The 25245-nt window shown below is 45.2% G+C and carries 20 protein-coding genes, 1 tRNA gene and 1 pseudogene; 13 read left to right on the top strand and 9 right to left on the bottom strand.

Annotated features, from left to right (window positions below; genetic code table 11):
* The first annotated feature begins 302 nt into the window (after nt 1-302).
* Nucleotides 303-1514, top strand: a complete 1212-nt coding sequence (locus DYADSP32_RS05820; protein WP_149240312.1) for an IS256 family transposase — start codon at nt 303-305, stop codon at nt 1512-1514.
* Between the two features lie 192 nt (nt 1515-1706).
* Here DYADSP32_RS05820 and DYADSP32_RS05825 read toward each other — a convergent pair whose 3' ends face one another.
* Nucleotides 1707-1946 carry a hypothetical protein gene (locus DYADSP32_RS05825; protein WP_149243598.1) on the bottom strand — a complete coding sequence of 80 codons (240 nt, stop codon included), beginning with the start codon at nt 1944-1946 and terminating at the stop codon, nt 1707-1709.
* Between the two features lie 217 nt (nt 1947-2163).
* Nucleotides 2164-2721 (bottom strand): sulfatase-like hydrolase/transferase, encoded by a 558-nt coding sequence (locus tag DYADSP32_RS05830; protein ID WP_414617551.1) that lies wholly within the window; start codon nt 2719-2721, stop codon nt 2164-2166.
* A gap of 127 nt (nt 2722-2848) precedes the next feature.
* Here DYADSP32_RS05830 and DYADSP32_RS05835 point away from each other — a divergent pair, with 127 nt between their 5' ends.
* From DYADSP32_RS05835 to DYADSP32_RS05890, 12 genes and pseudogenes are all read left to right on the top strand, one after another.
* Nucleotides 2849-3853 carry a histidine kinase gene (locus tag DYADSP32_RS05835; RefSeq protein ID WP_149243596.1) on the top strand — a complete coding sequence of 335 codons (1005 nt, stop codon included), beginning with the start codon at nt 2849-2851 and terminating at the stop codon, nt 3851-3853.
* A complete protein-coding gene (locus tag DYADSP32_RS05840; protein WP_149243595.1) occupies nt 3850-4635 on the top strand; it encodes a LytR/AlgR family response regulator transcription factor in 786 nt (261 codons plus the stop codon). Before DYADSP32_RS05835 ends, DYADSP32_RS05840 begins: the two co-directional genes overlap by 4 nt.
* A 142-nt stretch (nt 4636-4777) precedes the next feature.
* Nucleotides 4778-5278 carry a DUF6515 family protein gene (locus DYADSP32_RS05845; RefSeq protein ID WP_149243594.1) on the top strand — a complete coding sequence of 167 codons (501 nt, stop codon included), beginning with the start codon at nt 4778-4780 and terminating at the stop codon, nt 5276-5278.
* A gap of 54 nt (nt 5279-5332) precedes the next feature.
* Nucleotides 5333-7657: a TonB-dependent receptor gene (locus DYADSP32_RS05850; protein WP_149243593.1), complete on the top strand. Its 2325-nt coding sequence runs from the start codon at nt 5333-5335 to the stop codon at nt 7655-7657.
* Nucleotides 7658-7665: 8 nt separating this feature from the next.
* Nucleotides 7666-8472 (top strand): DUF4249 domain-containing protein, encoded by an 807-nt coding sequence (locus DYADSP32_RS05855; protein ID WP_149243592.1) that lies wholly within the window; start codon nt 7666-7668, stop codon nt 8470-8472.
* A gap of 196 nt (nt 8473-8668) precedes the next feature.
* Entirely contained in the window at nt 8669-9046 is a 378-nt protein-coding gene (locus DYADSP32_RS05860) for a DUF2147 domain-containing protein (RefSeq protein WP_149243591.1), read from the top strand.
* A gap of 14 nt (nt 9047-9060) precedes the next feature.
* Complete coding sequence (locus DYADSP32_RS05865; protein ID WP_414617552.1) at nt 9061-10437, top strand: TolC family protein; 1377 nt, start codon at nt 9061-9063, stop codon at nt 10435-10437.
* A gap of 2 nt (nt 10438-10439) precedes the next feature.
* Complete coding sequence (locus DYADSP32_RS05870; RefSeq protein WP_149243589.1) at nt 10440-11537, top strand: efflux RND transporter periplasmic adaptor subunit; 1098 nt, start codon at nt 10440-10442, stop codon at nt 11535-11537.
* Nucleotides 11538-11567: 30 nt separating this feature from the next.
* Nucleotides 11568-12812, top strand: coding sequence for an ABC transporter permease (locus DYADSP32_RS05875; protein WP_149243588.1), 1245 nt, complete (start codon nt 11568-11570; stop codon nt 12810-12812).
* A gap of 26 nt (nt 12813-12838) precedes the next feature.
* Nucleotides 12839-13513 (top strand): ABC transporter ATP-binding protein, encoded by a 675-nt coding sequence (locus DYADSP32_RS05880; protein ID WP_149243587.1) that lies wholly within the window; start codon nt 12839-12841, stop codon nt 13511-13513.
* A 52-nt stretch (nt 13514-13565) separates the two neighbouring features.
* Nucleotides 13566-13691, top strand: a pseudogene (locus DYADSP32_RS05885) (transposase domain-containing protein); the annotation flags it as partial.
* A 261-nt stretch (nt 13692-13952) separates the two neighbouring features.
* The gene (locus DYADSP32_RS05890; protein ID WP_149243586.1) at nt 13953-17747 is read left to right on the top strand and encodes an ATP-binding protein; all 3795 of its coding nucleotides are present in this window, start codon (nt 13953-13955) and stop codon (nt 17745-17747) included.
* A gap of 449 nt (nt 17748-18196) precedes the next feature.
* Here DYADSP32_RS05890 and DYADSP32_RS05895 read toward each other — a convergent pair whose 3' ends face one another.
* The 7 genes from DYADSP32_RS05895 to DYADSP32_RS05925 all read right to left on the bottom strand — a co-directional run bounded on the left by DYADSP32_RS05895 (nt 18197) and on the right by DYADSP32_RS05925 (nt 25138).
* Nucleotides 18197-19315, bottom strand: coding sequence for an IS110 family transposase (locus DYADSP32_RS05895; protein WP_149243585.1), 1119 nt, complete (start codon nt 19313-19315; stop codon nt 18197-18199).
* 1317 nt (nt 19316-20632) lie between these two features.
* Nucleotides 20633-20983 carry a hypothetical protein gene (locus DYADSP32_RS05900; RefSeq protein ID WP_149243584.1) on the bottom strand — a complete coding sequence of 117 codons (351 nt, stop codon included), beginning with the start codon at nt 20981-20983 and terminating at the stop codon, nt 20633-20635.
* Between the two features lie 139 nt (nt 20984-21122).
* Nucleotides 21123-21821 carry a hypothetical protein gene (locus DYADSP32_RS05905; RefSeq protein ID WP_414617553.1) on the bottom strand — a complete coding sequence of 233 codons (699 nt, stop codon included), beginning with the start codon at nt 21819-21821 and terminating at the stop codon, nt 21123-21125.
* A 4-nt stretch (nt 21822-21825) separates the two neighbouring features.
* Nucleotides 21826-22479: a two-component regulator propeller domain-containing protein gene (locus tag DYADSP32_RS05910; protein ID WP_149243582.1), complete on the bottom strand. Its 654-nt coding sequence runs from the start codon at nt 22477-22479 to the stop codon at nt 21826-21828.
* Between the two features lie 210 nt (nt 22480-22689).
* On the bottom strand, nt 22690-23211 hold the full coding sequence (locus DYADSP32_RS05915) for an Arm DNA-binding domain-containing protein (protein WP_414617554.1): 522 nt from the start codon (nt 23209-23211) through the stop codon (nt 22690-22692).
* Between the two features lie 374 nt (nt 23212-23585).
* A complete protein-coding gene (locus DYADSP32_RS05920; protein WP_149243581.1) occupies nt 23586-24803 on the bottom strand; it encodes a site-specific integrase in 1218 nt (405 codons plus the stop codon).
* A gap of 248 nt (nt 24804-25051) precedes the next feature.
* Nucleotides 25052-25138, bottom strand: a tRNA-Ser gene (locus tag DYADSP32_RS05925).
* Nucleotides 25139-25245: the final 107 nt, after the last annotated feature.

A 25245-nucleotide genomic window follows, 5' to 3' on the forward strand; every position in this document is an offset into this window, starting at 1 on the left:
TGGTAGGGTAATTTCGAAGGATTGCTCGCCTAACTGACTGACTAATGCTATCACTATTCTGTGCAATGGCAGGAAATGAAAAAATGAACGCCAGTATAATGCGAGTGATTCGCAGGACCATTTGCATAGATGAAAAATTGACGTGTAACGCAGATACTTATCTATTGAGTTTCAAACTTTGTTAAAAGACCGAGGAAAAGTGCCGGACCGCGGCAATTACGATATGTTCTGAGTTGTTTTTATTTCTTGGCCGGAGACTGTAAAATGAACTCTGTCTAAAAGTTTTAACTTTAAGACAGAACATGGAAAAGACAGAATTCGAACAGATGCGCGACAAGGCGCTCGAACAGTTAATGAAAGGACAATCGTTAACTGGTAAAGATGGCGTTTTCGCGCCCTTACTTCAACAATTTTTGGAAAGTGCTCTTGAATCAGAGATGAACACTCACCTCAGTGAGCAAGAACGCGAATCAGGTAACAAACGCAATGGTAAAGGTAGCAAACGCTTAAAAACCATGTCTGGCGAAATCATTCTGACTACGCCAGAGGATCGAAAAAGCAGCTTTTCGCCGCAAATCGTCAAGAAACGCGAAACGGTCCTGGCTGACAATCTGGCTCCTCAAATTATTGGATTATATAGTAAGGGAATGAGTTTTCGGGATATATCCGACCACATCCAGCAGATGTATGATGTTGAGATATCTCATGCCACGCTATCAGAGATCACTGAACGCGTGATTCCTCAGGTCAAAGAATGGCAGAGTAGGCCTTTGGAAAGCCTTTATACCATTGTATGGCTCGATGCTATGCATTATAAGGTTCGAGACGGGGGGCGGGTGGTAACACGAGCTGTATATAATGTTCTAGGAGTAAATCGAGATGGCTATAAAGATCTGATTGGCATGTATGTGTCTGAAAGTGAGGGAGCTAATTTTTGGCTTTCGGTTCTTACTGATTTGAAATCCAGGGGCGTAAAAGATATTTTGATAGCTTGTACGGACAATCTGACCGGCTTTTCTGAGGCAATATTAGCGTCTTTTCCGGAATCAGAGATACAGAGTTGCATCATTCATCAGATCAGAAATTCGTTGAAATATGTAGCTTCCAAGGATCAAAAAGTTTTCATGCAGGACTTAAAAACGGTTTATCAAGCTCCTACAAAAGATAAAGCGGAATTGGAGCTTGATAAACTTAACGATAAGTGGGGCTCCAAGTACCCTGTCGTAATCAAATCCTGGCAGAATAATTGGCACAAACTGTCAACTTATTTTGCTTATGATGAGCAGATTAGGAGGCTTATTTACACGACAAATGCCGTCGAGGGTTTTCATCGGCAAGTCAGAAAAATCACCAAAACAAAAGGAGCTTTTCCTAATGATATGGCATTACTCAAATTGATCTACCTGGCGGTCGAGAATATTAGCCGAAAATGGACGTCGCCTTTGCAAAATTGGGCACTGACAGCTCAACAACTGCATATCAAATTTGGCGACAGAATGCGAATGGACCTTTAATTTTGCTTCCCAATATAAAACGCAAAAATAGCCCGTTATTGAATTTATCAAGGGTATATAAACGGCCTCGTGCCTCAGCCGCCCTTGACAAATCCAATAACAAGCAAAAAAGCATTTGAAATCGAAAAGAAAAATTAAATTTGAATCAACTTAGATGGCCAGACAGAGTTTAAATTACACTCCCCTTGGCGGTTATTTTGTCTCGTTCAAGAGCCTTTGCATTTCTTTGGCAGTTTTCTCCAACACATCATCCCAGGTTATCAAAGGGTATAATCTGTTCTTTCTTGCTTCCTGATCGAACAACACCTGCAATTCTTTTAGCTTACCCGGATATTTTTTGGCAAGGTCTTTCTGTTCGTTAAAGCCCTCGTTCAAATTAAACAGTTGCCAGGTGTTAGCAAGCGTATCGGGTACGCTGTAGTTTGTGCTCAAATTTTTCAGCATTGCCCAGGGAACGACGGTTTTGGATTGATGCGCAAGTGATCCTTTCCAGCCGTCTTTATAGATACTCCTTGATCCAAATATATAGTATTGTTGTTTGCTGTGCAGCGTAGGAGCATTCTCATTTTAATCGAATGGAATAGCGAAATCCCCTCTATGGTATCTTGTTAGATTTCCCTTTATTTTTGAGGGGGCTTTTATATTGATCCTATCCAATGTAGTTGGGAGAATATCCAAACGGTCTTCTGATTCCGCCCTTGTCGGTTACATTTCTCGGGTTGAACAGGATCATAGGATTTCGTGTGCCGCCCTCACTGTGAGCGTCCGATTTCCAATACATGAAAGGGGTATTGCAGGTCTGTGCCCAACCGATGGGATAATTGACAGAAATACCTTCTGCTCTGCCAATTTTGTCCATGTTCCGGATACCAAAGTCAATCTCCTCCTGTTCAGATTTTACGGCATTAAATGCCGTCCGATCTATATTTCCGAACAAATTACCCTCTTTACTGGCGCCATTATCGCCTATCATTACAAAAATCACCGTGTTTTCCAGTTGCCCCAGATTGGTTAGAGCATCCACCAATCTTTTTATTTCATGGTCTGTGTACGTCAGGTAGGCGGCATACACTTCCATAAACCTTTCCTCTATTGTCAAACATAGCTGATATCGCACCGGCGACCCGGTCGTGATGTGCGTAGGTAACACGCCGGATAACGACGCACGCTGTTGTATAGAGTGGTGATCCGACAGCTTTGCCTTCACTAGCCTCCTGAGATCAGTCAGCCGTTTATCGACTATAGTGGCCGTTTGATGTTCAGTTTTGTCTCTTTCGTTTTAATGGCTACCGATTGCATGCATAATATTCAATTTCTTTAATTTATTTTAGAGCATGAAAAAATACAACTTATTACCGGGACTGGTGATTTCAATCTTCATTGCCCTGATCGCTTTCATCCCGAGCGTGATCCGTTTTGACACCGACGAAAACAGCCGGCTCATGGTCAGGAATGCCATGCTGACGTTTTTGATAGCCTTCATCTGCTGGATCGCGAATCAGGTAATACTGCAGTCAGACCGTATCCGTGGTACGACGCTGAAAACGGTGCTTGCGTTGGCGGCCTGCTCAGCTGTTTCCATTGTAATTCTTTACCCGCTGCGGGATATCCGTAGTGCCAGTCTACCATGGATGAATTTAAATGGTCTTTCCGATGAGCGCCGCCTGATGATCATGGCGTTCCGGGGATTGTTGGTAGGCGGACTGGAATATTTCATTTCGTTCTATCTTAAACTGGTCACAGACAACCAGAATTCCAGGATCGAGAATCAGCTTCTCAAACAGGAAAATCTGGAAGCGCGGCTCAACCTGCTGAAACAACAGGTAAATCCCCATTTTCTGTTTAACTCGTTGAGCACGCTCCGGACGATTGCCCCTGATGCGCCTACAAAAAAATACGTCATGCAACTCGCCAGTGTTTACCGCTATCTGCTTGGCAGCGAGCAGGAACATCTGACTGCACTTGAAAAGGAACTGGAATTTACACGGTCATATCTCTACATTTTGCAAGAGCGCTTTGAACACGGGCTGCGTGTGAAGATTGAAATTCCAGAGACCATCCTAGGCCTGAGCATTCCTCCGTATTCGTTACAGATTCTGGTCGAAAATGCAGTGAAGCACAATATCGTTTCTGAGGATGCACCGCTTATGATCCGTATCTATTTGGAATCGGAAATGCTTTGCGTGGAAAACAACGTACTCCCAAGAATGTCTGTGGAAGAAAGTACGGGAAAGGGGTTGAACAATATTAAGGAACGTTACCGGCTGCTCTCGAGCCGGGAGATTGAAATCATAGACAACAATACCCGTTTTATCGTCAAACTACCCCTATTGAAATGAGAGTGCTGATCATAGAAGATGAAATAAAAACCGGAAGGGAGCTTAAAGCCCAGCTGGAAGTGCTTGACGACGGCGTTGAAATATTGGCTATACTGCCATCCATAAAAAGTGCCGTGAAATGGTTTTCAGAAAACGACGCCCCGGACCTCATATTTTCCGACATCCAGTTGGCGGATGGCCTCAGTTTCGAGATTTTTAAACAAATAAAACCCAGCGCACCCGTCATCTTTTGTACGGCTTACGATGCGTATGCGATCCGCGCCTTTGAAACCAACAGCATTGATTATTTACTAAAACCCATTGATGAAAAAAAAATGGAAGCCAGTCTTCAAAAATATGAGCGCATGAAGGCTGCATTCGGCCAGGCCGACGGCGGCGGATATGAGCAGACACTGACAAAAAAAATGGAGCAGATGCTGCAAAAGTTAGGTTCAGCTTCGCACAAATCGACATTATTGATACACCATCAGGACAAGATCATCCCACTGAAAATAACGGATATTGCCTACATCCACTACGAAAACAGCCTGGTGAGCGCCTATTCATTTTCAGGGCAGAAATATGTACTAACCCAAACTCTGGACGAGCTCGAAACCCTTATAGATCCTTCCCGGTTTTTCCGCGCCAACCGGCAGTTTATCATTAACCGCAACAGCATTGTCAATGCGGAACACTATTTTACGAGACGCCTGGTTCTAAAACTGTCTATTATCACCCCCGAGCCGGTGATCGTATCCAAAGTAAAGTCGTCCGAACTATTGCGGTGGATGGAAGGTCATTGATACTGGTCCGTTCAGCTGCTTTTTTGTCCCTTTCATTTCGATTAGTCCAAAGTGCCGTCATGTCCTGTTTTAATTTTGAGAAGAAGTCAAAGCTTCATCAGCCCATTGGTTTTAGTTATTTCAAATTTTAAAACAACATTCCATGAAAACGTTACAAGTGTTGCTGGTCATGACCCTGATCGCCTTCTCAATGTATACAAATGCCCAGTCTTCGGTGACGGTAATCCGGAGGCCTCCGCGCGAATCGAAAATCGTTGTACACTCCGGTGTTCGGTATCACTATCATGGCGGCGTATATTACAAACCGTATGGCCGCCAATACGTTGTGGTGCGGCCACCTGTCGGCCTCCGCGTGAACGTCCTGCCTGTTGGCTATACCAGCATTACACTAGGCAGGGTTCCCTATTTTTATGTCGGTGGCGTATATTATGTTCAGCGTGCGCCTCGCTCGTATGAGGTGGTGGAGCCGCCAAAAGAACTGAGCATAAATAACAACCCTTCCCAATTATCCGCCCTGCCCGAAGGCACACAAAGCGTTTACATCGCTGGTAAGAAATATTACAAAATCAACGATACCTACTATGAAAAGTCGGTTTCCGAAAATGGGAATGAAAGTTATGTGGTTGTCGGCAAGGTTGAGTAAACATTAATTATCAGCCCTGATCCGGCGTTTTTTACACTGCATACTATTTCATTTATGACCCCATTCATCAAGCTGACGATCTGCCTGCTCCTGCTGGCGGCAGGGAGTTCTTTTGCACAACAAAAACAAGCTACCATTGCCGGCACTGTGAAAGATGCAGCAACCGGCGAAACGCTCATCGGTGCCACGGTAAGGGTAAATCAGCTGCCTGCCACCGGTACGGTAACCAACGAATATGGCTTTTACTCGCTGAGCCTGCCACCAGGAACATACACTCTGATGTACTCTCTGGTTGGTTTCAGCGAAAAGGCATTTGAAATATCACTGGTTTCCGATCAGAAACTGGACGTTATTCTATCTGACCAGGCTACCACGCTGAACGAGGTGGTAATCATTGCCGACAAAAATGACAAGGTTTCCAGCACGCAAATGGGTGCAGAAAAGCTGAATATCAAGGAAGTAAGTGCTGTTCCTGTCTTGTTCGGAGAGCGGGACCCGCTCAAAGTCCTGCAATTGTTGCCGGGGATTAAGTCGGCGGGGGACGGCGGCAGCGGCTTTTACGTACGGGGCGGAGCTACCGATCAAAACCTGATCCTGCTCGACGAAGCACCGGTTTACAATGCGTCTCACCTGCTCGGGTTTTTCTCCACGTTCAACGCTGATGCCATTAAGGATATGACTGTTTACAAAGGGGGAATGCCCGCTCAGTATGGCGGGAGGCTTTCGTCGGTGCTGGACATCAAAATGAATGAGGGTAACAACCAGGATTATGAGGTGAGTGGTGGGATCGGGCTTATTTCGGCCAAGCTGAATGTGGAAGGGCCGATCCAGAAAGACAAATCCTCATTTCTGCTTTCCGCCCGGCGAACCTACGCCGATGTGTTTTTGAAGGCTTCCAGTGAATACAGGGATTATCGTCTTTATTTCTATGATTTGAATGCCAAACTAAATTTCAGTCTTGGCGAAAAGGACCGCTTGTACGTCTCGGGCTACTTTGGAAAAGATGATATGGGTATGGGGGAAACCTTCGGCCTGCAATGGGGAAATGCGACGGCCACCGTGCGCTGGAACCACATCTTCAACAGCAAGCTTTTTTCCAATACTTCACTGATTTTCAGTAATTACGACTACAATGTAGCCATTCAGAACGGCGGAAACCAGTTTGATATCTTCTCCCAGATCCGAGATTACAACCTCAAACAGGAGTTTCAGTGGTTTCCCAACAACAAAAACACGGTGCGGTTCGGCGTGAATGCAATCCATCATACAATCACACCGGGTGAGGTGACGCCCACCGGTACATCGAGTATCAATGCTTCGGAATTACAAAAAAGATTTTCCTGGGAAAATGCCTTGTTTGCCTCGAACAGCTGGCAGCTATCGCCCAAACTGAACCTGACCTATGGTCTGAGGCTCAATGCGTTCAGTGCCATCGGAGAAGGTGATTTTTATACCGTGACCCCGGCAGGAATGATAACCGATACGCTGCATTACGACAAAGGCCAGATCGCCAAAACCTACCTGAACCTCGAACCGAGGTTGTCTGCCAGTTATCAGCTGGGCGAGCGTGCTTCCGTGAAGGCGTCTTATGTCCGGAACGTGCAGAATCTGCATTTAATATCCAATTCCACTGCCTCCAACCCGACAGACAAGTGGATCGCGAGTAACAACAATATCAGGCCCGAAATATCCGATCAGGTTTCGCTGGGATATTATCGAAACCTAGCCGAAAATCGCTACGAACTCAGTGCGGAGGTTTATTACAAAACCATGCAAAATCAGATCGACTACCGCAATGGGGCCAACATATTCAGCAATTTCGATGCCATTGAAACACAGCTGCTGTTTGGCAAGGGGCGTGCCTACGGATCCGAATGGCAGCTCAAAAAGAAGTCGGGCAAACTGACCGGTTGGATCAGCTACACGTTGTCCAAAACTGAGCGAAAAATTGAGGGTATCAATGACAACCTTTGGTACAACGCCCGCCAGGACCGTACGCACGATGTTGCTCTGGTGGGTATTTACGAGCTGAACAAAAAATGGACGTTGTCTGCGAACTGGGTTTACTACACTGGGAACGCGATCACTTTTCCGGCCGGCAAATATCAGGTGGATGGGCAGACTGCCTACTACTATACCGAACGAAACGGCTACCGGATGCCTGACTATCACCGCCTTGACCTGGGTGCTACCATGAAGTTGCGCGAACGCAAACACCTGAAACAGGAGCTGGCATTCAGCCTGTACAATGCTTATGGTCGGGAGAATACCTATACGATCGAATTCAGGGACAGCGAGTCGGTCCCCGGCAGAACGGAGGCCGTCCAAACGGCACTATTCAAATTTATTCCGTCGATCAGCTACAATTTTAAATTTTAACCGAAGATATGTCAACCTTAAAATATACGGCCACATTGCTGCTGTTCACATCTTTTCTATATTCCTGTGAAAAGGTGATCGATGTTGAACTGGATCCGTCCGATCAGCAATATGTAATTGAAGGGCAGATCACCAATCAGGAAAAGGGTGCCCTGGTGGTGATCTCCCAAACGACCGATTTTGAAAATGCAGGTACCTATCCGGGTATTTCCGGAGCCATCGTCACCATTTCCGACGCGGATGGAAATGTATTTCCTTTGACAGAAGCGCAGCGGGGTTTTTATCAGGATACCCTTTTGCTGGGAAAGCCAGGAATGACTTATCACCTTCACGTAAAACTGGACGGAAATGAGTATACGGCATCCTCCATCATGCCTGATCGGGTAAAAATGGATTCATTATTCGTCGCAAAGGACGGTTCCAATATTTCAAACAGGGAGCGGTACCTTGCTCATGTCAGCTATACAGATCCCGGAAGCGAGATCAACTTTTACCGGTTTGTTCAATTCAAAAACGGGGTTAAAGAAAAAACCATTTTTATCCGTAATGACGAACGGACAAATGGCAACCAGGTCACCGCCCCGCTCCGTTACCCGGCAGATGATGACAATGACATTCTGACCGGTGATAAAATCCGCGTGGAAATGCAGTGCATTGATCAGGCGGCGTACCAGTACTGGTACAGTCTTGACCGCAGTGCCCTGGGCGATGGAAGCGCGGCATCACCGGCCAATCCGGTCAGCAATATGTCGGGTGGCGCTTTGGGGTATTTCAGCGCACACACTAGTGAGACACGTGAAATAACGGTACCCTGACAAATGCTTTGTTATTATGTAAAACACAGGGTTTCCTTACGTCAGTAGCTGGAATGCTTTTCGACGAAAGGCAACACCAACCCACGACCCATTCCGTCCCGTTCAATCAGCAATATGTCCTTTTCATTCAGTTTTGGCAGATGCAGCCCCGGGACAAGTACTAATTTCGCATATCCATCATACAAGTAACATAGCAATGAAACGAATCAGCAAATCGGCATTTTTGACGGCGGGTTTTCTTATCCTTTTGAGTACAGCTGGCTATGGCCAAAGTGAAATCATCGGAAAATGGCTCAACCCGGATGGCGATCGCAAGATTGAAATCTATGAAAACAAAGGAAGTTTTTTTGGTAAAATTATATGGCTGAAAAACCCCTCTGGTAAAGCACAGATCGGAGATATTGTACTGAAAGATATTACCTACAAAAACGATCACTGGTCCGGGAAAGCGTATATGCCTGCACGCGACCGCGACGTGGACATCAGTATCAGTATGAAGCGTGCTGACGAACTTGAAATTACAGGAAAAGTCGGGGTCATGAGCCAGAAGAAACTGTGGAAAAGAAGCAAATGATGTTGAGTCTCAAAATGGCAACTAATCTCGGGCCACGGCAGGCGAAATCTGGAATGGAAAGAGGGTTTAACAGTAATTTTTTACGGCTGCTTGCTGGCATTATTCTGATGGTTTTGACCTATGCCGCGGCTCATGGCCAACGCCATTTTCCGACCGTGGAAAGCCTGTGGGCGTATGCCGACGCACACAATGTGTCTCTAATACTGGCGGAGACAAATATAAAAACGGCATCGGTCAATACCGTTCAGTCTCAACGGAACCGCCTGCCGACAGTAAGTCTGAACGGCGGATTTACAGACAACGTACTCATCCAGCCGACGCTGATCCCGAACAGTCTCTTTAACCCTGCTGCGCCAGAAGGAACCTTCACCGAAGCTACGTTTGGCAGACAATATATTTACAATGCAAGCCTGAACTTGCAATGGAATCTGGTCAACGCCGGGGACTGGTTTTCGGTAAAAGCGGCCCGAAACCATGAAGAAATTGCCCGTCTGAGTCTGAAGGAGTCGAAAAATGAAGTTTATGAGCAGATCGCAAAGGCATATTATACCCATTTTCTGGCAGATCAGATTCTCGCATTAGGTATTGAAAACAAGGCTACAACCGATTCTATCCTCTTCATTGCAAATCAAAAATGGCAGGAGGGACAGGTCAGTGAAATTGCGGTCAATTCCGCGAGGATCAGCGCAGTGCGCTCAGAAAAAAGCTTGCAGACGGCCATGCTCAACAGCAAACGTGCACTAAATACGATAAAACAGCTGCTTGGCCTGGGATATGCCGACAGCCTGGTTTTGTCTCATGAGATCCCGGCAGATCCACCGGTTGCATCGGGCGATTTTGCTGCCGACCCGGAGCGAGACATTGCATTTGCGCGGCTGAACCTTGCACGAACTAACTTCCAGGCTGCAAAAGCGTCGTACTGGCCCGTGTTGTCGCTGGTGTATCAGGGCAATACACAGGTGGCTGGCGACCAGCTGTTTGATTTTAAAAATGCCAATACCCTGCCGCAGCAGTACTATGGTTTACGGCTGAGTATTCCTTTACTGGCAGGCGGCAGCAGGAACGCCCAGGTCGCAAGAAGCAAGCTCGATCTGGCAAGCAAGACGACATTGTACGAGTCTGTTACCAAACAAAATGAACTGGAAGACCAGAACCTGATGCTGGACTACCAAACGAGCCGGGACCAGTACAACAAATCGAAGGAAATTCTTGAACTCTATCGCAGCAACGATTACCATGCCGGTCAGAAATTGCGTGAAGGCGTGATCTCGCTTGACGAAAGGCTGAGGTCCTACAACGATTACGTAGCCAACCAAAATGAGTTTTTCCAATCCATGTCAGATTTCCTGATTCAGCAGTACCGAATGCAGATCAGATCGAAAATTCTATAAAAATGAAACAGTATTTTTCAATCCTGGTGCTTTTGAGCTTGTCTGGTTGCTTTGGTAAAAAGGCACCGGAACTGGTCTCGCCCATTGTCGCTCCGATCACCGAGGCCGTATTTGCGCCTGGGCAGCTGGAGGCCAGAAACCAGTTTACACTTACCGCCATTAGCGAAGGTTACCTCAGAAAGTCGCTCGTGCAGGAAGGAGATTTGGTGAAAGAACGTCAGATTCTCTTTGTTCAGGACAACACCAATGCGGTGATTCAGGAGCGTTCGACAGCACAAAACATGCGGATATCGCAGAAGAATGCCGCCGACGATTCGCCCGTGTTACTGCAATTGAACGCACAGCTGCAATCGGCCCAGCAAAAACGCGGGCTGGATGAGATTCAGTTACAACGAATGAAAAGACTGTATGCTACCAGATCGGTTTCAAAAGTGGAGCTCGACAACGCACAGCTTTCATACGATAACTCAGAAAACACGGTTCGCTCGATCCGCGAGAATATCGCCGCAACGAAACTCAGCCTGGATCAGGCGCTGATCAGCAGTAAGAGCCAGTATGAAACAGCTGTTTCTAATGCTTCTTATTTTAACATCAAATCGCCAGGAAATTATAAGGTTTACAAAATCTTAAAAAAAGAAGGAGATATGCTGAAAAAAGCAGATCCGATCGCCCTGCTTGGTGAAAGTGAAAAGCTAGTGGTAAGTCTCAATGTCGATGAATCCAGTATTTCCAAGGTCAGGACAGGACAGACGGTACTGGTCGAAATGAATACAGAAAAGGAGAAGGCCTACCAGGCAGTCATTTCAAAAATCTACCCCTATTTTGATGAAAATACACAGTCCTTTATCGTGGAGGCTACATTCAGCCAGCCAACTACCGGGGTCATTGCAGGTACACTGATACAGGCCAATATCATCATTGGCAAAAAGGAAAAAGCATTGCTCATACCCCGCAGCAGCCTTAACGGAAACGGTCAGGTGATGCTGGCAACTGAAAAGAAATTCCTGCCTCATAAAATAAAAACAGGCATTGTTTCCAGCGAGTGGGTGGAGGTAAAAGATGGGCTGACCGTCGATGACCGTATTCAACTGCAATACTAACCCATATCTGCTTTAAGCATTCGAAACAGCATGACGACCAGTATCAATCTTGAAATCGCACTGACGTACCTGATCTCAAAAAAGAAGCAAACGATCATTGCTTCCCTCGGTGTTATGTTCGGCATTGGCATGTTCATCCTCATGAATTCGCTGATCAGCGGAACCAACGAATATTTTGAAGAGATGACCTTCAGTGCTACACCACATATCCGTCTGTATCGGGGACATGAGCTAAGTAGTCCACACATGCTGACGGAAAACATCAGTGACAGTTCGAAAAAAATTATTTCAAACCCTCAATTGATCTTTTCGGATAACCGTATTTCAAATCCGGATGCTGTTATCGAAGCCATAAAGCACCACAAAGAGGTGTTCACTCTTTTTCCACTTGTTACGGCCAATGTCATTTACAGCCACGCCGGAGTTGAAAAAAACGGGAATCTTAATGGAACCGATATTATTGAGCAGGACAAAATGTTTGACCTGGCTTCCACAATGACGGCGGGCTCGGTCAGGGACCTGGACGCGAATCCGGACGGCATCATGATCGGTGCAATTCTCGCCTCCGACCTCAACCTTTCCCGCGGCGATTACCTGACGGTCAGCACCGCATCGGGCACGATGAAAAGGCTGAAGGTAACAGGCATTTTCAAAACCACCATCAAAGCCGTGGATGAAGGCAAGGCTTATGCGAGCCTGGCCGTGGTACAGCAGCTCTTGAGAAAGGACCGAAGTTTCATTTCCGATATTTACATCAATATTAAAAACTATAACAGCGCCGACGAGGTGGCCACCCAGCTGACCCATCTTACCGGCTACAACTGTGAAAGCTGGCAGTCAGCCAACGAACAGAATATAGCGGCCCGCATGATCCGAGATATCATCGCAAATTCGGTGGTGATCACCATTTTAATCGTGGCGGGTTTCGGGATATACAACATCCTGAATATGATGATCTACGAAAAAATTAAGGAGATTGCTATCCTGAAAGCGACCGGGTTTGCGGGAAAACACATTGTCAGCATTTTTATTTATCAGGCGCTGTTTATAGGGCTTATCGGTGGCTCGGCAGGTTTGCTGTTTGGCTGGCTCAGCTCGGTAGCAGGCTCCAACGTTTACATAGGCAAAGGGACATTGGAATATTTGCCGATGACCTTCGATATCAAACATTACGTACAGGGCTTTTCGTTCGGGCTGATCACCTCATTTTTTGCCGGATACATTCCCGCAGTCAAAGCATCAAAAGTGGATCCGGTAGAGATTATTCGCGGATAAGCTCAATTCAATGAACAAAACACAGTATGGACATAGCAATCAAAGCAGAAGCAATCAATAAATATTTCTATTTGCCCGACGAGTTTCAGGTATTGAAAGACATTTCGTTTCAGATCAATAAGGGCGAGTTCGTTTCGATCACCGGGAAATCCGGTTGCGGTAAATCCACTCTGTTATACATTTTATCGACGATGGATACTGCTTACAAAGGAGGTCTTTCCCTGGAAGGCAGCCAGGTGACCGGTCAAAAGAACGATCAGCTTGCCCGCTTCCGGAACGAACACCTTGGTTTTGTTTTCCAGTTTCATTACCTGCTTCCCGATTTTAGCTGTCTCAAAAATGTGATGATTCCCGCGCTGCGACTTGGTAAATTGTCCCATGCAGAAATAGAGCATCAGGCCATTGAAAAACTTACCCTGCTTGGTGTGGGCGATCAGGCACTGAAATCAGCGGGACGCATCTCGGGCGGACAGCAGCAGCGGGTGGCCATTGCCCGGGCACTGATCAACAATCCGGCCATCATCATGGGTGATGAACCAACCGGAAACCTCGACAGCCGGAACACCACGATCGTTTTTGAACTACTTCAAAACCTTTGCCGGCAGCAGGGGAAAACAATCGTCACTGTAACCCATGACAATGACTTCGCCCGAAAATCGGACAGGATCATTGAAATGATGGATGGAAGGATCGTGCGTTGAAGGGTTGATCGACACAGCGCAAAACGCTGGTATGATCTAGTCTCTCTTTGCAACCTGTAAAAAGCACGATGTCAATCCACAAAACTGGCTGATGGACATTCTTGGGAAAATGAATGACGCCAACTACGAAGGTGAATTTTCAGATCTTTTCTCAAACCGCTGGAAAACGAAACGATGACCGATCCTGTTGTATTAACTGCATAACCAATACCAATGGGGATTGCCGACTGCAGAGGTGTATTACTGAAGAGCGTGTTGGGTAGTTGCGAAGAAATGAAATCATACGCTGATTGTATCAAACTTTGCCTTGTTTATCCAATTTTGCAAAAAAAAAGACCACCGTTTTCAGAATTACAAATTGAAACGGCTAAAGTAAATCGCTATCTTTACCAGGCGCTTATTGGTTGTCGGTAAAACTCTGCTACAGGATCTTTTAGTAATGCATTCAACAGAAAATGATGAACAATTTTTGTCTGGCGGTGGGCAAATGGGTGCCCTGATCCGCTCGATGGATTGGTCAAAAACAGCCCTTGGGCCAATAAGCCAGTGGCCGCAGAGCCTGAGAACTAGTGTAAGCCTTTGCCTTTCTTCAACATTCCCTATCTTAATTGCCTGGGGGGACCAGCTGATCCAAATATATAATGACAGTTACCGGCCAATTTGTGGTGCAAAGCATCCCGAATCGATGGGCCAAAACTTCAAAATTTGCTGGGAAACAGCCTTGCCAGTTGTTGGGGCGGCCTTTGACCGCGGACTGGCTGGAGAAGGCACCTATATCAAAGACCAGCAAATGCTTCTGGACCGCTATGGTTATATCGAGGAAGCATTTATGACTTTTTCATTCGCGCCGATCCGGGACGAATCCGGAAACGTGGGCGGTATCTTTCACCCGATTACCGAAACGACTGAGCAAATCCTTAGCTCACGCCGCACCCAGGTGCTCCGCGACCTGGCTTTCCAGACCGGGAACGCAAAAACAAACGATGAAATTTATCAAAAATTATATCAGGTACAATCCCTGTTTAACTACGATGTCCCGTTCATCCAGGTATATGAAGTGAATGAAAGCGCGCATCAGGCCTTCCTTAAAGTTTCTTCGGGCATTACAGATCGACTCATGGATTTTGCTGTGATCGAACTGGATTCAGAGGATGATAAATTCTGGCCACTTTTTCAGCTTGCAACAGATAATCCGCAATCAGTCCAGATCAATGAACTGCGTGAGCGGTTTGGCGATTTTAAAAGTGGTCCCTTTCAGCAGGCGCCCCATACTGCGCTTATCTTTCCAATCCTGATCACAGGAAATGACAAGGCAAGCGGATACCTTATTGTTGGTGTCAGCTCGGCACGCTCACTGGACCAACAGTACCAAAACTTTTTTGAATTATTTGCCAACACGGTCTCTACCGCTTTTTCGAATGTTGATGCTTATCAACAACAACAGAAACGGGCCCAGCAGCTTGCTGAGATCGACCGGGCCAAAACGGCATTTTTCAGCAATGTCAGCCATGAATTCCGTACCCCACTCACTTTGATCCTGGGACCCTTGCAGCAAATAGCCGATAATCCCCAGCTTGAAGGCAGGCTGAGCCAAGAGGACCGTGACTCCATGCACCGCAATGCGCAACGGCTCCTAAAGCTGGTAAACAACTTGCTTGACTTCAGCCGTCTTGAGGCTGGACGCGTAAAAGCTTCCTTTCAGTGCGTCGAGCTCGGCGTACTAACGGCTGACCTGACTTCCAATTTCCGTTCGGTTATCGAAAGTGCAGGTATGGAGCTGGTCCTTGATATCAACCAGCAGGGCCCAGATGTTTATGTGGATACGGAAATGTGGGAAAAGATTGTGTTGAATTTGCTGTCAAACGCTTTTAAATACACTTTAAGCGGGAGCATCACGGTTGGTTTGCATTTCCATGGCGGATTTGCCGTATTGAAGGTGAGCGATACAGGTGTAGGCATCCAGAAAGATGAACTGCCGCATATGTTCGAGCGGTTTCACAGGATTGAAAATTCAAACGGCCGCACCCATGAGGGCACCGGGATCGGGCTTTCTCTTGTTGCCGAGCTGGTAAACCTGCACCATGGGCAGATTAGCGTCGAAAGTACTTTTGGGGAAGGAAGCACCTTTACCGTAAAAGTGCCGTTAGGCAAAGACCATCTGCCAAAAGAGCAGATTATCCCAGCGTTAAGACAAATAAGTTCCTCACAGCAAGAAACCTTTATTCGGGAAGCAATGAGCTTGCTTGAAAAGGATGATACAGGGCATGCTAAGCATGCACCTGTCAGCCAAGCATTGCAGCAGCAGATTCCAGATTTTGAAATCCAGCAAGATGTCAAGGTACTCATCGTAGATGACAATGCAGACATGCGTTCTTATCTTGGAAAACTACTTTCTCCGTACTTAAGTGTAGATTTTGCCATCCATGGCCAAGATGCCCTTGCCAAGGTATTATCAGCGAGGCCCGATGTAATTATAAGTGATGTGATGATGCCCGTAATGGATGGTCAGCAGCTACTGCAACAGTTGCGGGTGCTGCCTGGCAGCCGCATACCGGTAATTTTATTGTCTGCAAGGGCAGGGGAAGAATCGCGGGTAGAGGGATTGGGCTGGGGTGCAGACGACTATCTGGTTAAGCCTTTTTCAGCAAAGGAACTGCTTTCAAAAGTAGATTCCCTAATAAAGATCAATCAGCTTACAACAAAGACCGAAGCGGAACTGAGAAGTATCTTCATGCATGCGCCGGTTGCTATTGGTATATTCAGAGGCCCACAGCTGGTCATTGAGGTAGCCAATTCGATGATGCTCAGGTATTGGGGCAAAACGAGCTTACAAGTCAGCGGCCTTCCGTTTGACCAGGCATTTACAAAGTCACATGGCGACGGACTGGAGGTAATCGTCAAAGATGTTTTTGAGACAGGCAACCGGCGCGTGTTAAGTGAATGGCCACTGGAAGTAGCACGTCACGGAAAAGCTTCGAAGTTAATTGTTAACTTGGCCCTTGAGCCGCTGCACGACCTGACCGGTTTGATCAGTGGCGTGATGGTTGTTGCCAACGATGTGACCGAGATGATAACGGCCCTGGAACTGGTTCGTGAAAGTGAGCAAAGGTTTAAAATGCTTGCTGATACGATGCCACAGCTAGTGTGGAGAATCGACAAGACTGGTGGCGAAAATTTCTATAACGATTTTATACATAAGTATTCCGGTCTCAGCAGGCAAGAGTTAATTGCAAAAGGCCTGATCATTCTGGTGCATCCTGATGAACAGCAGCCCAGTTTGGTTGCATGGGAAAAAGCCCTGCAGTCAGGTGAAGACTTTATGTATGAGCATCGTATTCGCAGGTATGATGGAGTTTACCGATGGCATCTAAGCCGCGGTATTGCCCAGAGAAGCCAATTGGGGCTGATCGAAAACTGGGTCGGATCGAGCACCGATATTCATGACCAGAAAACCTTGGAAGAAACCCTTGAAAGCCGGGTCTCTCTGCGTACGGCAGAACTCGAAGTAATCAATCAGCAGCTTGTTAAATCCAATCAAGAACTCGAACAGTTTGCCCATGTGACCAGCCATGATTTGCAGGAACCGCTAAGGAAAATCCAGATATTTTCAGGCTTGGTCAAAAACCGGGTAGCCGAATCAGATACAGCGACCCTGGATTACATTAAAAAAGTCACGTCTTCTGCCGAAAGGATGTCCAACTTGATCCGGGACCTGCTAAGCTTTGCGGGTTTGAGGGTCCCGAATGCTGTTTTTGAGCTAGTAGATCTGAACACCATCATAAGCCTTATCAAAGAAGATTTTGAGCAACTTATCCGCGAAACCAATACCCAAATCATTGCCGACGCGCTACCTACACTGCCTGCCGTGCCTTCTCAAATGAATCAACTCTTCTACAACTTGATCGGGAACGCAATTAAGTTTTCTGGTGAAAACCCACGCCTTGAGATCCATTACCAAAGCGTGGGCTTTGATCAAGGCGATCATTCGTTCTTAAAACGCAATACCCGGTATGCAAAGATTACTTTTAAAGACTATGGAATTGGTTTTGACCAGCAGTTCACAGACCGCATTTTCATTATATTTCAGCGACTTCATTCCCAGAATGATTTTCCAGGCACCGGCATCGGCCTATCTATCTGTAAAAGGATTATTGAAAACCACTCGGGTTTTATAAGAGCAGAAAGTCAAAAGGGGCTTGGGTCAAGCTTTGATGTCTATCTTCCACTACAATAATGGCGATTGTTGCATTCAACATACAAAGGTGTATACGTTTGAAAGGCCTGTTGTGTGAGAGATGTCAAGATGTTTATAAATGACATGATTACCAGCTATTCCTATTCTTGCCGGATAAAAGTGCAAAAAATAATATCCATGAACGACGGCAATTTTTATTAGTTAAAGTAATATTCCTTAACTGTCATCAACAACAACGATCTTGCTTTGTATCTGCCAACTATATATCAATCATTTCTAGCAGCAGCATTTTTTAAGATTTCCTCTATAAATGTTACGGCAAAAGCTATCCATCCCCTGTTTTAGAAACGGAGTTTAAAAATAATTTCCTCTGCGAGCTTTTCACTCAAACGCAATTTCTTGCCAGTAGTCGCCTATATGCCAGTTTGCGTAACGGGGTTTTCCCACCACAAATATAGGGGCCTTGGTCTCCTACCGGTTTTACTACCCTATGCGGCACTTGCTACGTAGGGTTGTTTCTTTTCCAGAATATACCATATGACCACCAGTATTTTTCTGGCGTTAGCTACAAGTGCCTTGTTATGATTCATTCGCTTTTTAAGAGTATTAAATCTTATTTGGAACCGGCTGGCCTTCGTCCGGCTCGCACCCCAGGCGCATTGTACCAGCATTACCCTAAGATATTTGTTGCCATGTAGCGTCTTTCTGCCTTTGATCTTACCCGCACTTTCGTCGTTACGCGGTCTAAGCCCGGCCCATCCAACCAGCGATGAGGCTGCCTGAAAAGCTTTCATGTCCACACCTATCTCTGCTATTATACTGGCGGCGCTGTGCTCCTTGATACCGGGTATAGTCTGCAAAAGATCCATTTGCTGACAATAGTATTGCCGACAAAGCGCTAACAGCTTTTGTTTAAAATCACTCAGCTGTTTTTCAAAGAATTCCATCTCTGAAAAACCCATCCCGAGCATATCCGTATCCACCGCCGAAAGGATGCCTGTAAGCGAATCCTTAATGCAGTCTATTCCATGCTTATTGGTAATCCGGCTATGCACCAGTTTGACCAATTGATCTGGATCATGATTGCCCTCTGAGAGAGCCTTAATCACTTTTCGCATTGACTTGCCTCCAATGTCTGATACATAGTTGCTTAGCCGGATATTACACCACTGCAAAATCAAATCTATGCCTTGTTCAGCCCGCTGTAAATGCCTGTTCAGATAGAATATCTTCCGGTTGTAGTGCCGTAACTGCTGGACTTGATCATCAGGAATGAAGCTGGACTTAATCAATCCCTTTTGCAGTACCATCGCAATCCAATGCGCATCTTTCACATCCGTTTTTCGACCGGGAAGCTGGCGAATAAAATAAGGGTTTACCAACTTCACATCAAAGTCAGCATCCAGAACACGCCATACTGGCACCCAGTAGATGCTGGTGCTTTCCAGAGCTACTTCGTTCACATGATGTAGGGTGAGCTCATCGCGCAAACGTTCAAGATCAGGGGTTAAGGTACCAAAAACCCCTTCAAACTTCTCCCCAGAATCTGTTAATATGTACATCAAGGCCACAAAATCCTTCCATAATTGTTTGGTTTTTTTGTTCATTACTATAACAATTTTAGAAGTGATTATGTGGCCCCATTTTTATTCAACGCGATTATAAATCTCGTTTTTATGTAAGTTTGACTATAAATAGGGAAGCTCACTTCAATGCGTCTGTAAATGTTACAATTCATCCAGTCAGCAGCCGCCATTTAAATTTCCGGATTTGCATATGAAGATGCGCCAATTTCCAAATTTCTGTCTACCATTTGTTTTACTATGATGTTTGCGCTTTGTCCCGGTACAACCGGAAGATTCCCGCGGATTTCGGGGAGGTTTAGATTTGTTTTACGACGGAATGCAAAGCTTTATTGGGGCATATCCTGGAGAATATGGAGCTAGATCACGACAATGCGGAAATAATGATATGTCGTTTCGGTTGAAATTGACCTTATTAAATAATGGATTTATATTTCTTTAATTACTGATGAACCATAGTCCGCAGGTGGTAGATCTACCAAGGAATCTTGTGCTCAAGCCATCCAAATTCTCCAAACTATACCCAATCCGTCAGCTTTTGCAAATACTCACGCGTTGTGTTTTCTGAAAGGTACCTTTCGGTAAAATGTCTCACTTTTTTGTTTGGAATGATCTACTTCGATATTCTAATTATTCCCAGCAGAACGTTAATGAGGCTTTGAATGAAATCCGGAGTTCCTGTTTAGATATCTACTGCGCGATTATATCGGAGTTCGCCTAACATATCGACCTAGTGTATTGAATAAGCGAAAGCGCGGATTTAAGTGATACCCTGGCAAATGGCTTAGACGGCTGTTGATGCCCCTATTACAAGTGGTGAACTCGGCTGAAGCTGATATTAGAAAATTTATAAAACTCTCCCGCCAGCGACTTCGGAGCGAGTGGCGGCCAGATTCAATTGTCCGACAATTGTACATCTGGCCTATTGTGGGTAAGAGGCAATTTCTTGCATTTTACATTTCTGTTCGGGAAATCCCAAAGGCGGAATTTTACAATTCGGGTCTCTAAGGGCTAAGGGCATTAGAGTATGGTAAAAATCGCCATTTGAAGCGGCGCTGCTCGTTGTTCCGGCAGATACTTGCCCAAGTTGTCTACGCAATCACAACCAATTGCGGCTTCGCAACAACCCTAGGAATAGGGTTACGACAATTATTTCCGATTGACAAGGCATGTAAAGACGGCTCTTTTTTGTCATTATCGAAAAGCTGTATTGATTTGGTAGGTCTCGAGCTTTTTTGAAGTTTCTTTCGCGATCTCATTGTCTCAGTTGGGCATGGGCATGGCTTATAAGTCGCTATTTAGTAAGCTCGATAGATGTCGACGAATCCTTGGTAGAAACGATCATTCAAAATTTTCTAGTCGCAAACTACTCAACGGACGAATGGTTACTTCGCCTGTGTCTTGATTAAGCTCACTTTCTAGAATGTCTGCATCTGGTAAGGATTCGTTGACAGTCCTAATTAGATCTGTTTTATTCGCATTATTCATCGCATATCCTACTATTACTTCTTTTATCGCTGCCTTTCCCAGCTGAATCGTACCTGGACCGTGCTTAAAAAATCGGTATTCATCTTCACTGCTGAATTGATCTGGAAGACTGAAAAAGACGTTTATTATGTCAGATATGTAATCGTCATGATTCATTCTCGGAAAATTCATAATCGGTTTATTCCCAGAGGTGTAATAGTTCATTGGCCCCCCGTGGGTCGATGACTCTGAGATTACTCTTGGATCCAAGCCGACACAAAAGCCGTGACCCGATGACGCAAAGCCGTCCCACAGTCGCTGATTTGTTCTATTCGCCCCAAGGCTTAATGCACCGTAGATTGCATCAAACCCATCCAAAGATTAAAGCGGTTAGGAACATGGGCTTCACGACGAGGGCTGAGTAGATCCTCCGGCTCAGCAGGTGGGCGAACTTTTCAAAAATTCTTCCATCGTACCTAAAAATTTCAACTACTGCATAGGGATTGGTGCAAATGTAAAGTCTGTTTTTACTATCCCGAGCCTGACGAAAAAAGTATGCAGATCTGGGGTCAGCCCATGCAGTAGGGACCAATGCTGGCGAAACACCGGCTTCTCCAAGAATGTCGGTCACGAAGCTTTTTTTATAGGGATGCGAGTGAAATGGCATAGCCCGTAAATCAACTTTAGTAATGCCTTGCGCATTCACACTGAGCCAGAGCACGTCGGACCGGTCCACAAAAAAAGCTGTGATGTTGAACTGCGGGTTCGTCATATTTTGCCAGAGCAGTTCAAGTTGGTCGTGCTGGTTCACCCTGAACACCCTACCATTATTAACAAAGTAAGCCAGTCCTTTTGAGTCCTGGCAGAGCAAATCTTCATACGACTGGTAAGGAACCGGAGCCCCGGCGGGAATGGGAATCACTTTGGAAGTTTTTTTTGTTAGATCAAGAATGATGATCTGGTCTCCCCGGCAAATCAACAACCGATTATTGGGCAGCAACGCTACAGAGCCAGTGTTGAGCCTCGCTGCGCGAAACATCTCCGGCGTCAGCTTTGGTACCAAAGTTTTAAAACGAATAAACCTGAAATGGCTCTTTGCCTTGTTGCTGACCTGCACGCCATCTTCGGAAACCAAAAAAACGGTCCCGTCCGCTGCCTGAAAAACAGTGCTGATTTGTATCCTGTTTCAGCATACCGTTTGCTTTGTTGGCGATGTAAGTTTTACCCGTCTCCGAGTTTCTCCAGCCGATCCCGGTAGCGTTGGTTCTTAAAAAAAGCCAATCGGTCCGGTTGTAAACGTTTGCGCTGTTCACAAACTGCGTTTTGCCCTTCGGAATTATTTGCAGGGTTGCCAGATGTGCAATCCTGTTCGATTTGAACGTTCTCGTATCAAAACGGTCATAGAGCAATCCTTCATAGATCAGCGTCAGTTTGTCATTGCTAGCTTGAGGGAACATTTTAAAAACCGCGTTCTGGGCAAGGCTGGTGGAATCACCTGGTTTGTAACGGAAATTTTTAAAGACACGCCCGTCATACCGGCTCAGGCCGTCGAGGGTGGAAATCCATATAAAACCATCTTTGTCCTGTGTAAAACCCGTAATAAAACTTTGCGGCAAACCGTCTTCAATGCCAAAATGTTGCTGGTTGGTGTAAATGGCACGTTGTGCAACAGTGTTTATTGCCGAAGTCAAACAAATAAAAATAACGAGGAGTCGAGTCATTGAAGTAAGACCAAAACGCTTATTGGAAAGTTCAGCCACAAAGGACAAAAACTTTAATCAACCCCTAATATAGCACGTGAAGGTTAATTTCTGCCTGACATCATACAGTTGTTATGTTGTGATTGCCTGAAACAGGTTGCCTTGAAAGAGCAACTTGTCTATGAGTAATTAGAAAACAAAAACTCAAAAAAGTGCAAAACTGAATATCCGTCAGAGACGGGTTGCGATCTGGTGAAACATTTTCCTGTGCTTCACTACTGCATTATTTCCCATTTTTCGGATCGAGCTCAGATAGAACTCGTGGTCAGCGATGAAAGCGAAGTTCATTCGACTAATGTCAAAATCAGTTGTTTTGAACCTCACTTTCAGGAACGCTGTTGAGTGGTGTTCGTGCTCTTTGTAGCGGTTGAATGTACCGAACGCCCATTCCTGTCCTACCAGTGCCATCATGCGCTCGATATGATCCGCGAAGACTGCCATCAATAATAGCTGCTTAGAGCCGACGTCTGGAAATTTGTTTTTGATCGTTACTGCTGTTATCGAAGCACCGTCACGAACCAGCGCTGCATGTGCGTCCAATAATTGCTGTTCTAAGTTGCCGAGATAAGCATTGACTGACTTCACGGTCTCTTTCTCCCCAGTAGCTCGTCCCGCAACAGCATTCCACCGGCTAGGTTCACATTCTCGCTCGGTCGTAAATTCTGTTCTTTTACTTTCAACCGTGATCCGCAAGTAAATCAGTACGGGCCCTTTTTGATAATTCTTCGGCTTTTCACATAGCTAAGCAGACTCAGTTTTGTTTTCATACCCTTTTCAGATTAAAAAGTTGAACAAAGGCAGTCGTGCAAGGCGTTTTAGCTCAAGATGTTTGGGTAGTTAATGCATTCACATACAGTAAGTTAAAATGATTCTGGTGAGTAAAATTTGCAGATTCTCGAACTCACCGAATTACTCACCAAAAATTTGCATAAAATTGAATATTTTGGCATAATCCGGAAAGAAAAAAACCTGCTAATCAGTTGATTTGCAGGCTTTTGGCGCTTTTGTTATTTCTTCAAGTGATCCCGCTGGGATCACAACACATAATCCCAATATTAAACCGATATTTAATTGACGAGTATCTCTTTCAATTTCGCCATATCATCACTTATCTTCTTATCGACGATCTTGGCATACTGTTGAGTCGTTTTAATATTGCGATGTCCGAGCATTTTCGAGACGCTTTCCAGCGGAACACCGTTAGTGAGTGTCACGGTTGTTGCGAAAGTGTGCCGTGCCAAGTGAAAAGTGATGGGTTTATTTACACCGCAAACATCACCGATCTCTTTTAAATAGGAATTCATTTTTTGATTCGTCAGCACTGGCAACAGACTGCCCTTCGCCAGGCATTTTGGATGGTCTTTGTATTTGTCAAGTACAATCATGGCCATGGGCAGGATGGGGATTCTGGAAGGGGTGTCTGTCTTTTGCCTTTTGATGGAGAGCCACTTTTCTCCATCAATACCATCTATGATCTCCGAACTTTTAAGCTTAAAGACGTCAGCATATGCTAGACCTGTATAGCAGCAAAATAGAAAGATATCTCGGACCTGATCCAATCGCTCGTTATCAAAAGTCTTGTTTGAAATATTCTGCAATTCGACTGCTGTTAACGCATTCCTATTCACATCACGGATAGTCATCTTGAAGGCGAGAAATGGATCCCTTGTTAGCCAACCTTGTTTGACACATATTATGACAATCTTCTTGAAATTGGCCAGGTACTTCATTGTTGTGTTGTGACCAATCTTTCTAACCGTTTTAAGCCAGAACTCAAATTCGGAGATAAAGTTGAAGTCAAGTTCCTGAATGCTTAAATCTGATGCTTTATACTTCCATTTGATGAAAGCCTGTGTATGATCAAAAGTTGTCTGATATCGCCCGAGCGTTCCCAAGGCGAAGTCGCTTCCTACCAGCTTGGCCATCTTCTCATTGTGGCTTTGAAAAATTTCGAGAATAAGCCTTGATTTGTCGGTTACGCCATTGATTCTGTTCTTGAGCATTTCAGCGGTAAGCTCTATGTCAGATTCAACTGCCTGACGATAGATCTCGTAAATTCTAAATTGCAAGGTGTCCAGATAAGCGTTTAATATTTTAGCATCTTCCCTTGTTCCGTTTTTTCGCCCTTTTTTCGGATTCCATTTTTCCGATTCGCATTTACGACTGGTAGAAATTTCGATACGCTCACCGTTCAGTGTGAGACGTGCGTAGATTGAATGTTCTCCCTCAGTGAAATTGCTACGTTTTTTCAAATAGAAAAACATAGTGAAGTTTCTTGTTAGCATAGCATTAAATTTTAGATGAATAAAACTACTAATGATGCCGTCAAAAAATCAAGATGTTTATTTCGCGAACAGGTTGTTAATCAAATTGTTACATCAAGTTAGGTGAGCATTATTCTCCTGTTTAAATGCTCACCCGATGCTCACCCAAATATTGCGAAAATCTGCATATTTTGGTGTATTCTGAAAAATAAAAAAGCCTGTAAATGTGTGATTTACAGGCTTTTAACGCTTTTTGTGATTGTTATTCGCAGAGAGGAAGAGATTCGAACTCTCGATACAGTTACCCATATACTACCTTTCCAGGGTAGCTCCTTCAACCACTCGGACACCTCTCTGTTTTGGTGTTCAGGGTGCAAATATAGGACCTTCCTGAATTATTTACAAATGTTATCAAGGAGAGAATGTGAAATTGTTTAATTCCTGCAACAATCCCGGAAATCAA

The sequence above is a fragment of the Dyadobacter sp. 32 genome (genome assembly GCF_902506755.1).
Taxonomy (GTDB): Bacteria; Bacteroidota; Bacteroidia; order Cytophagales; family Spirosomataceae; genus Dyadobacter.

What these genes read in the sequence shown, in the direction of transcription:
- DYADSP32_RS05820 (WP_149240312.1), top strand. Translation starts at nt 303, where the DNA reads ATGGAAAAGACAGAATTCGAACAGATGCGCGACAAGGCGCTCGAACAG.
- DYADSP32_RS05835 (WP_149243596.1), top strand. Translation starts at nt 2,849, where the DNA reads ATGAAAAAATACAACTTATTACCGGGACTGGTGATTTCAATCTTCATT.
- DYADSP32_RS05840 (WP_149243595.1), top strand. Translation starts at nt 3,850, where the DNA reads ATGAGAGTGCTGATCATAGAAGATGAAATAAAAACCGGAAGGGAGCTT.
- DYADSP32_RS05845 (WP_149243594.1), top strand. Translation starts at nt 4,778, where the DNA reads ATGAAAACGTTACAAGTGTTGCTGGTCATGACCCTGATCGCCTTCTCA.
- DYADSP32_RS05850 (WP_149243593.1), top strand. Translation starts at nt 5,333, where the DNA reads ATGACCCCATTCATCAAGCTGACGATCTGCCTGCTCCTGCTGGCGGCA.
- DYADSP32_RS05855 (WP_149243592.1), top strand. Translation starts at nt 7,666, where the DNA reads ATGTCAACCTTAAAATATACGGCCACATTGCTGCTGTTCACATCTTTT.
- DYADSP32_RS05860 (WP_149243591.1), top strand. Translation starts at nt 8,669, where the DNA reads ATGAAACGAATCAGCAAATCGGCATTTTTGACGGCGGGTTTTCTTATC.
- DYADSP32_RS05865 (WP_414617552.1), top strand. Translation starts at nt 9,061, where the DNA reads ATGGCAACTAATCTCGGGCCACGGCAGGCGAAATCTGGAATGGAAAGA.
- DYADSP32_RS05870 (WP_149243589.1), top strand. Translation starts at nt 10,440, where the DNA reads ATGAAACAGTATTTTTCAATCCTGGTGCTTTTGAGCTTGTCTGGTTGC.
- DYADSP32_RS05875 (WP_149243588.1), top strand. Translation starts at nt 11,568, where the DNA reads ATGACGACCAGTATCAATCTTGAAATCGCACTGACGTACCTGATCTCA.
- DYADSP32_RS05880 (WP_149243587.1), top strand. Translation starts at nt 12,839, where the DNA reads ATGGACATAGCAATCAAAGCAGAAGCAATCAATAAATATTTCTATTTG.
- DYADSP32_RS05890 (WP_149243586.1), top strand. Translation starts at nt 13,953, where the DNA reads ATGCATTCAACAGAAAATGATGAACAATTTTTGTCTGGCGGTGGGCAA.
- DYADSP32_RS05895 (WP_149243585.1), bottom strand. Translation starts at nt 19,315, where the DNA reads ATGAACAAAAAAACCAAACAATTATGGAAGGATTTTGTGGCCTTGATG.
- DYADSP32_RS05900 (WP_149243584.1), bottom strand. Translation starts at nt 20,983, where the DNA reads ATGAACTATTACACCTCTGGGAATAAACCGATTATGAATTTTCCGAGA.
- DYADSP32_RS05910 (WP_149243582.1), bottom strand. Translation starts at nt 22,479, where the DNA reads ATGACTCGACTCCTCGTTATTTTTATTTGTTTGACTTCGGCAATAAAC.
- DYADSP32_RS05920 (WP_149243581.1), bottom strand. Translation starts at nt 24,803, where the DNA reads ATGCTAACAAGAAACTTCACTATGTTTTTCTATTTGAAAAAACGTAGC.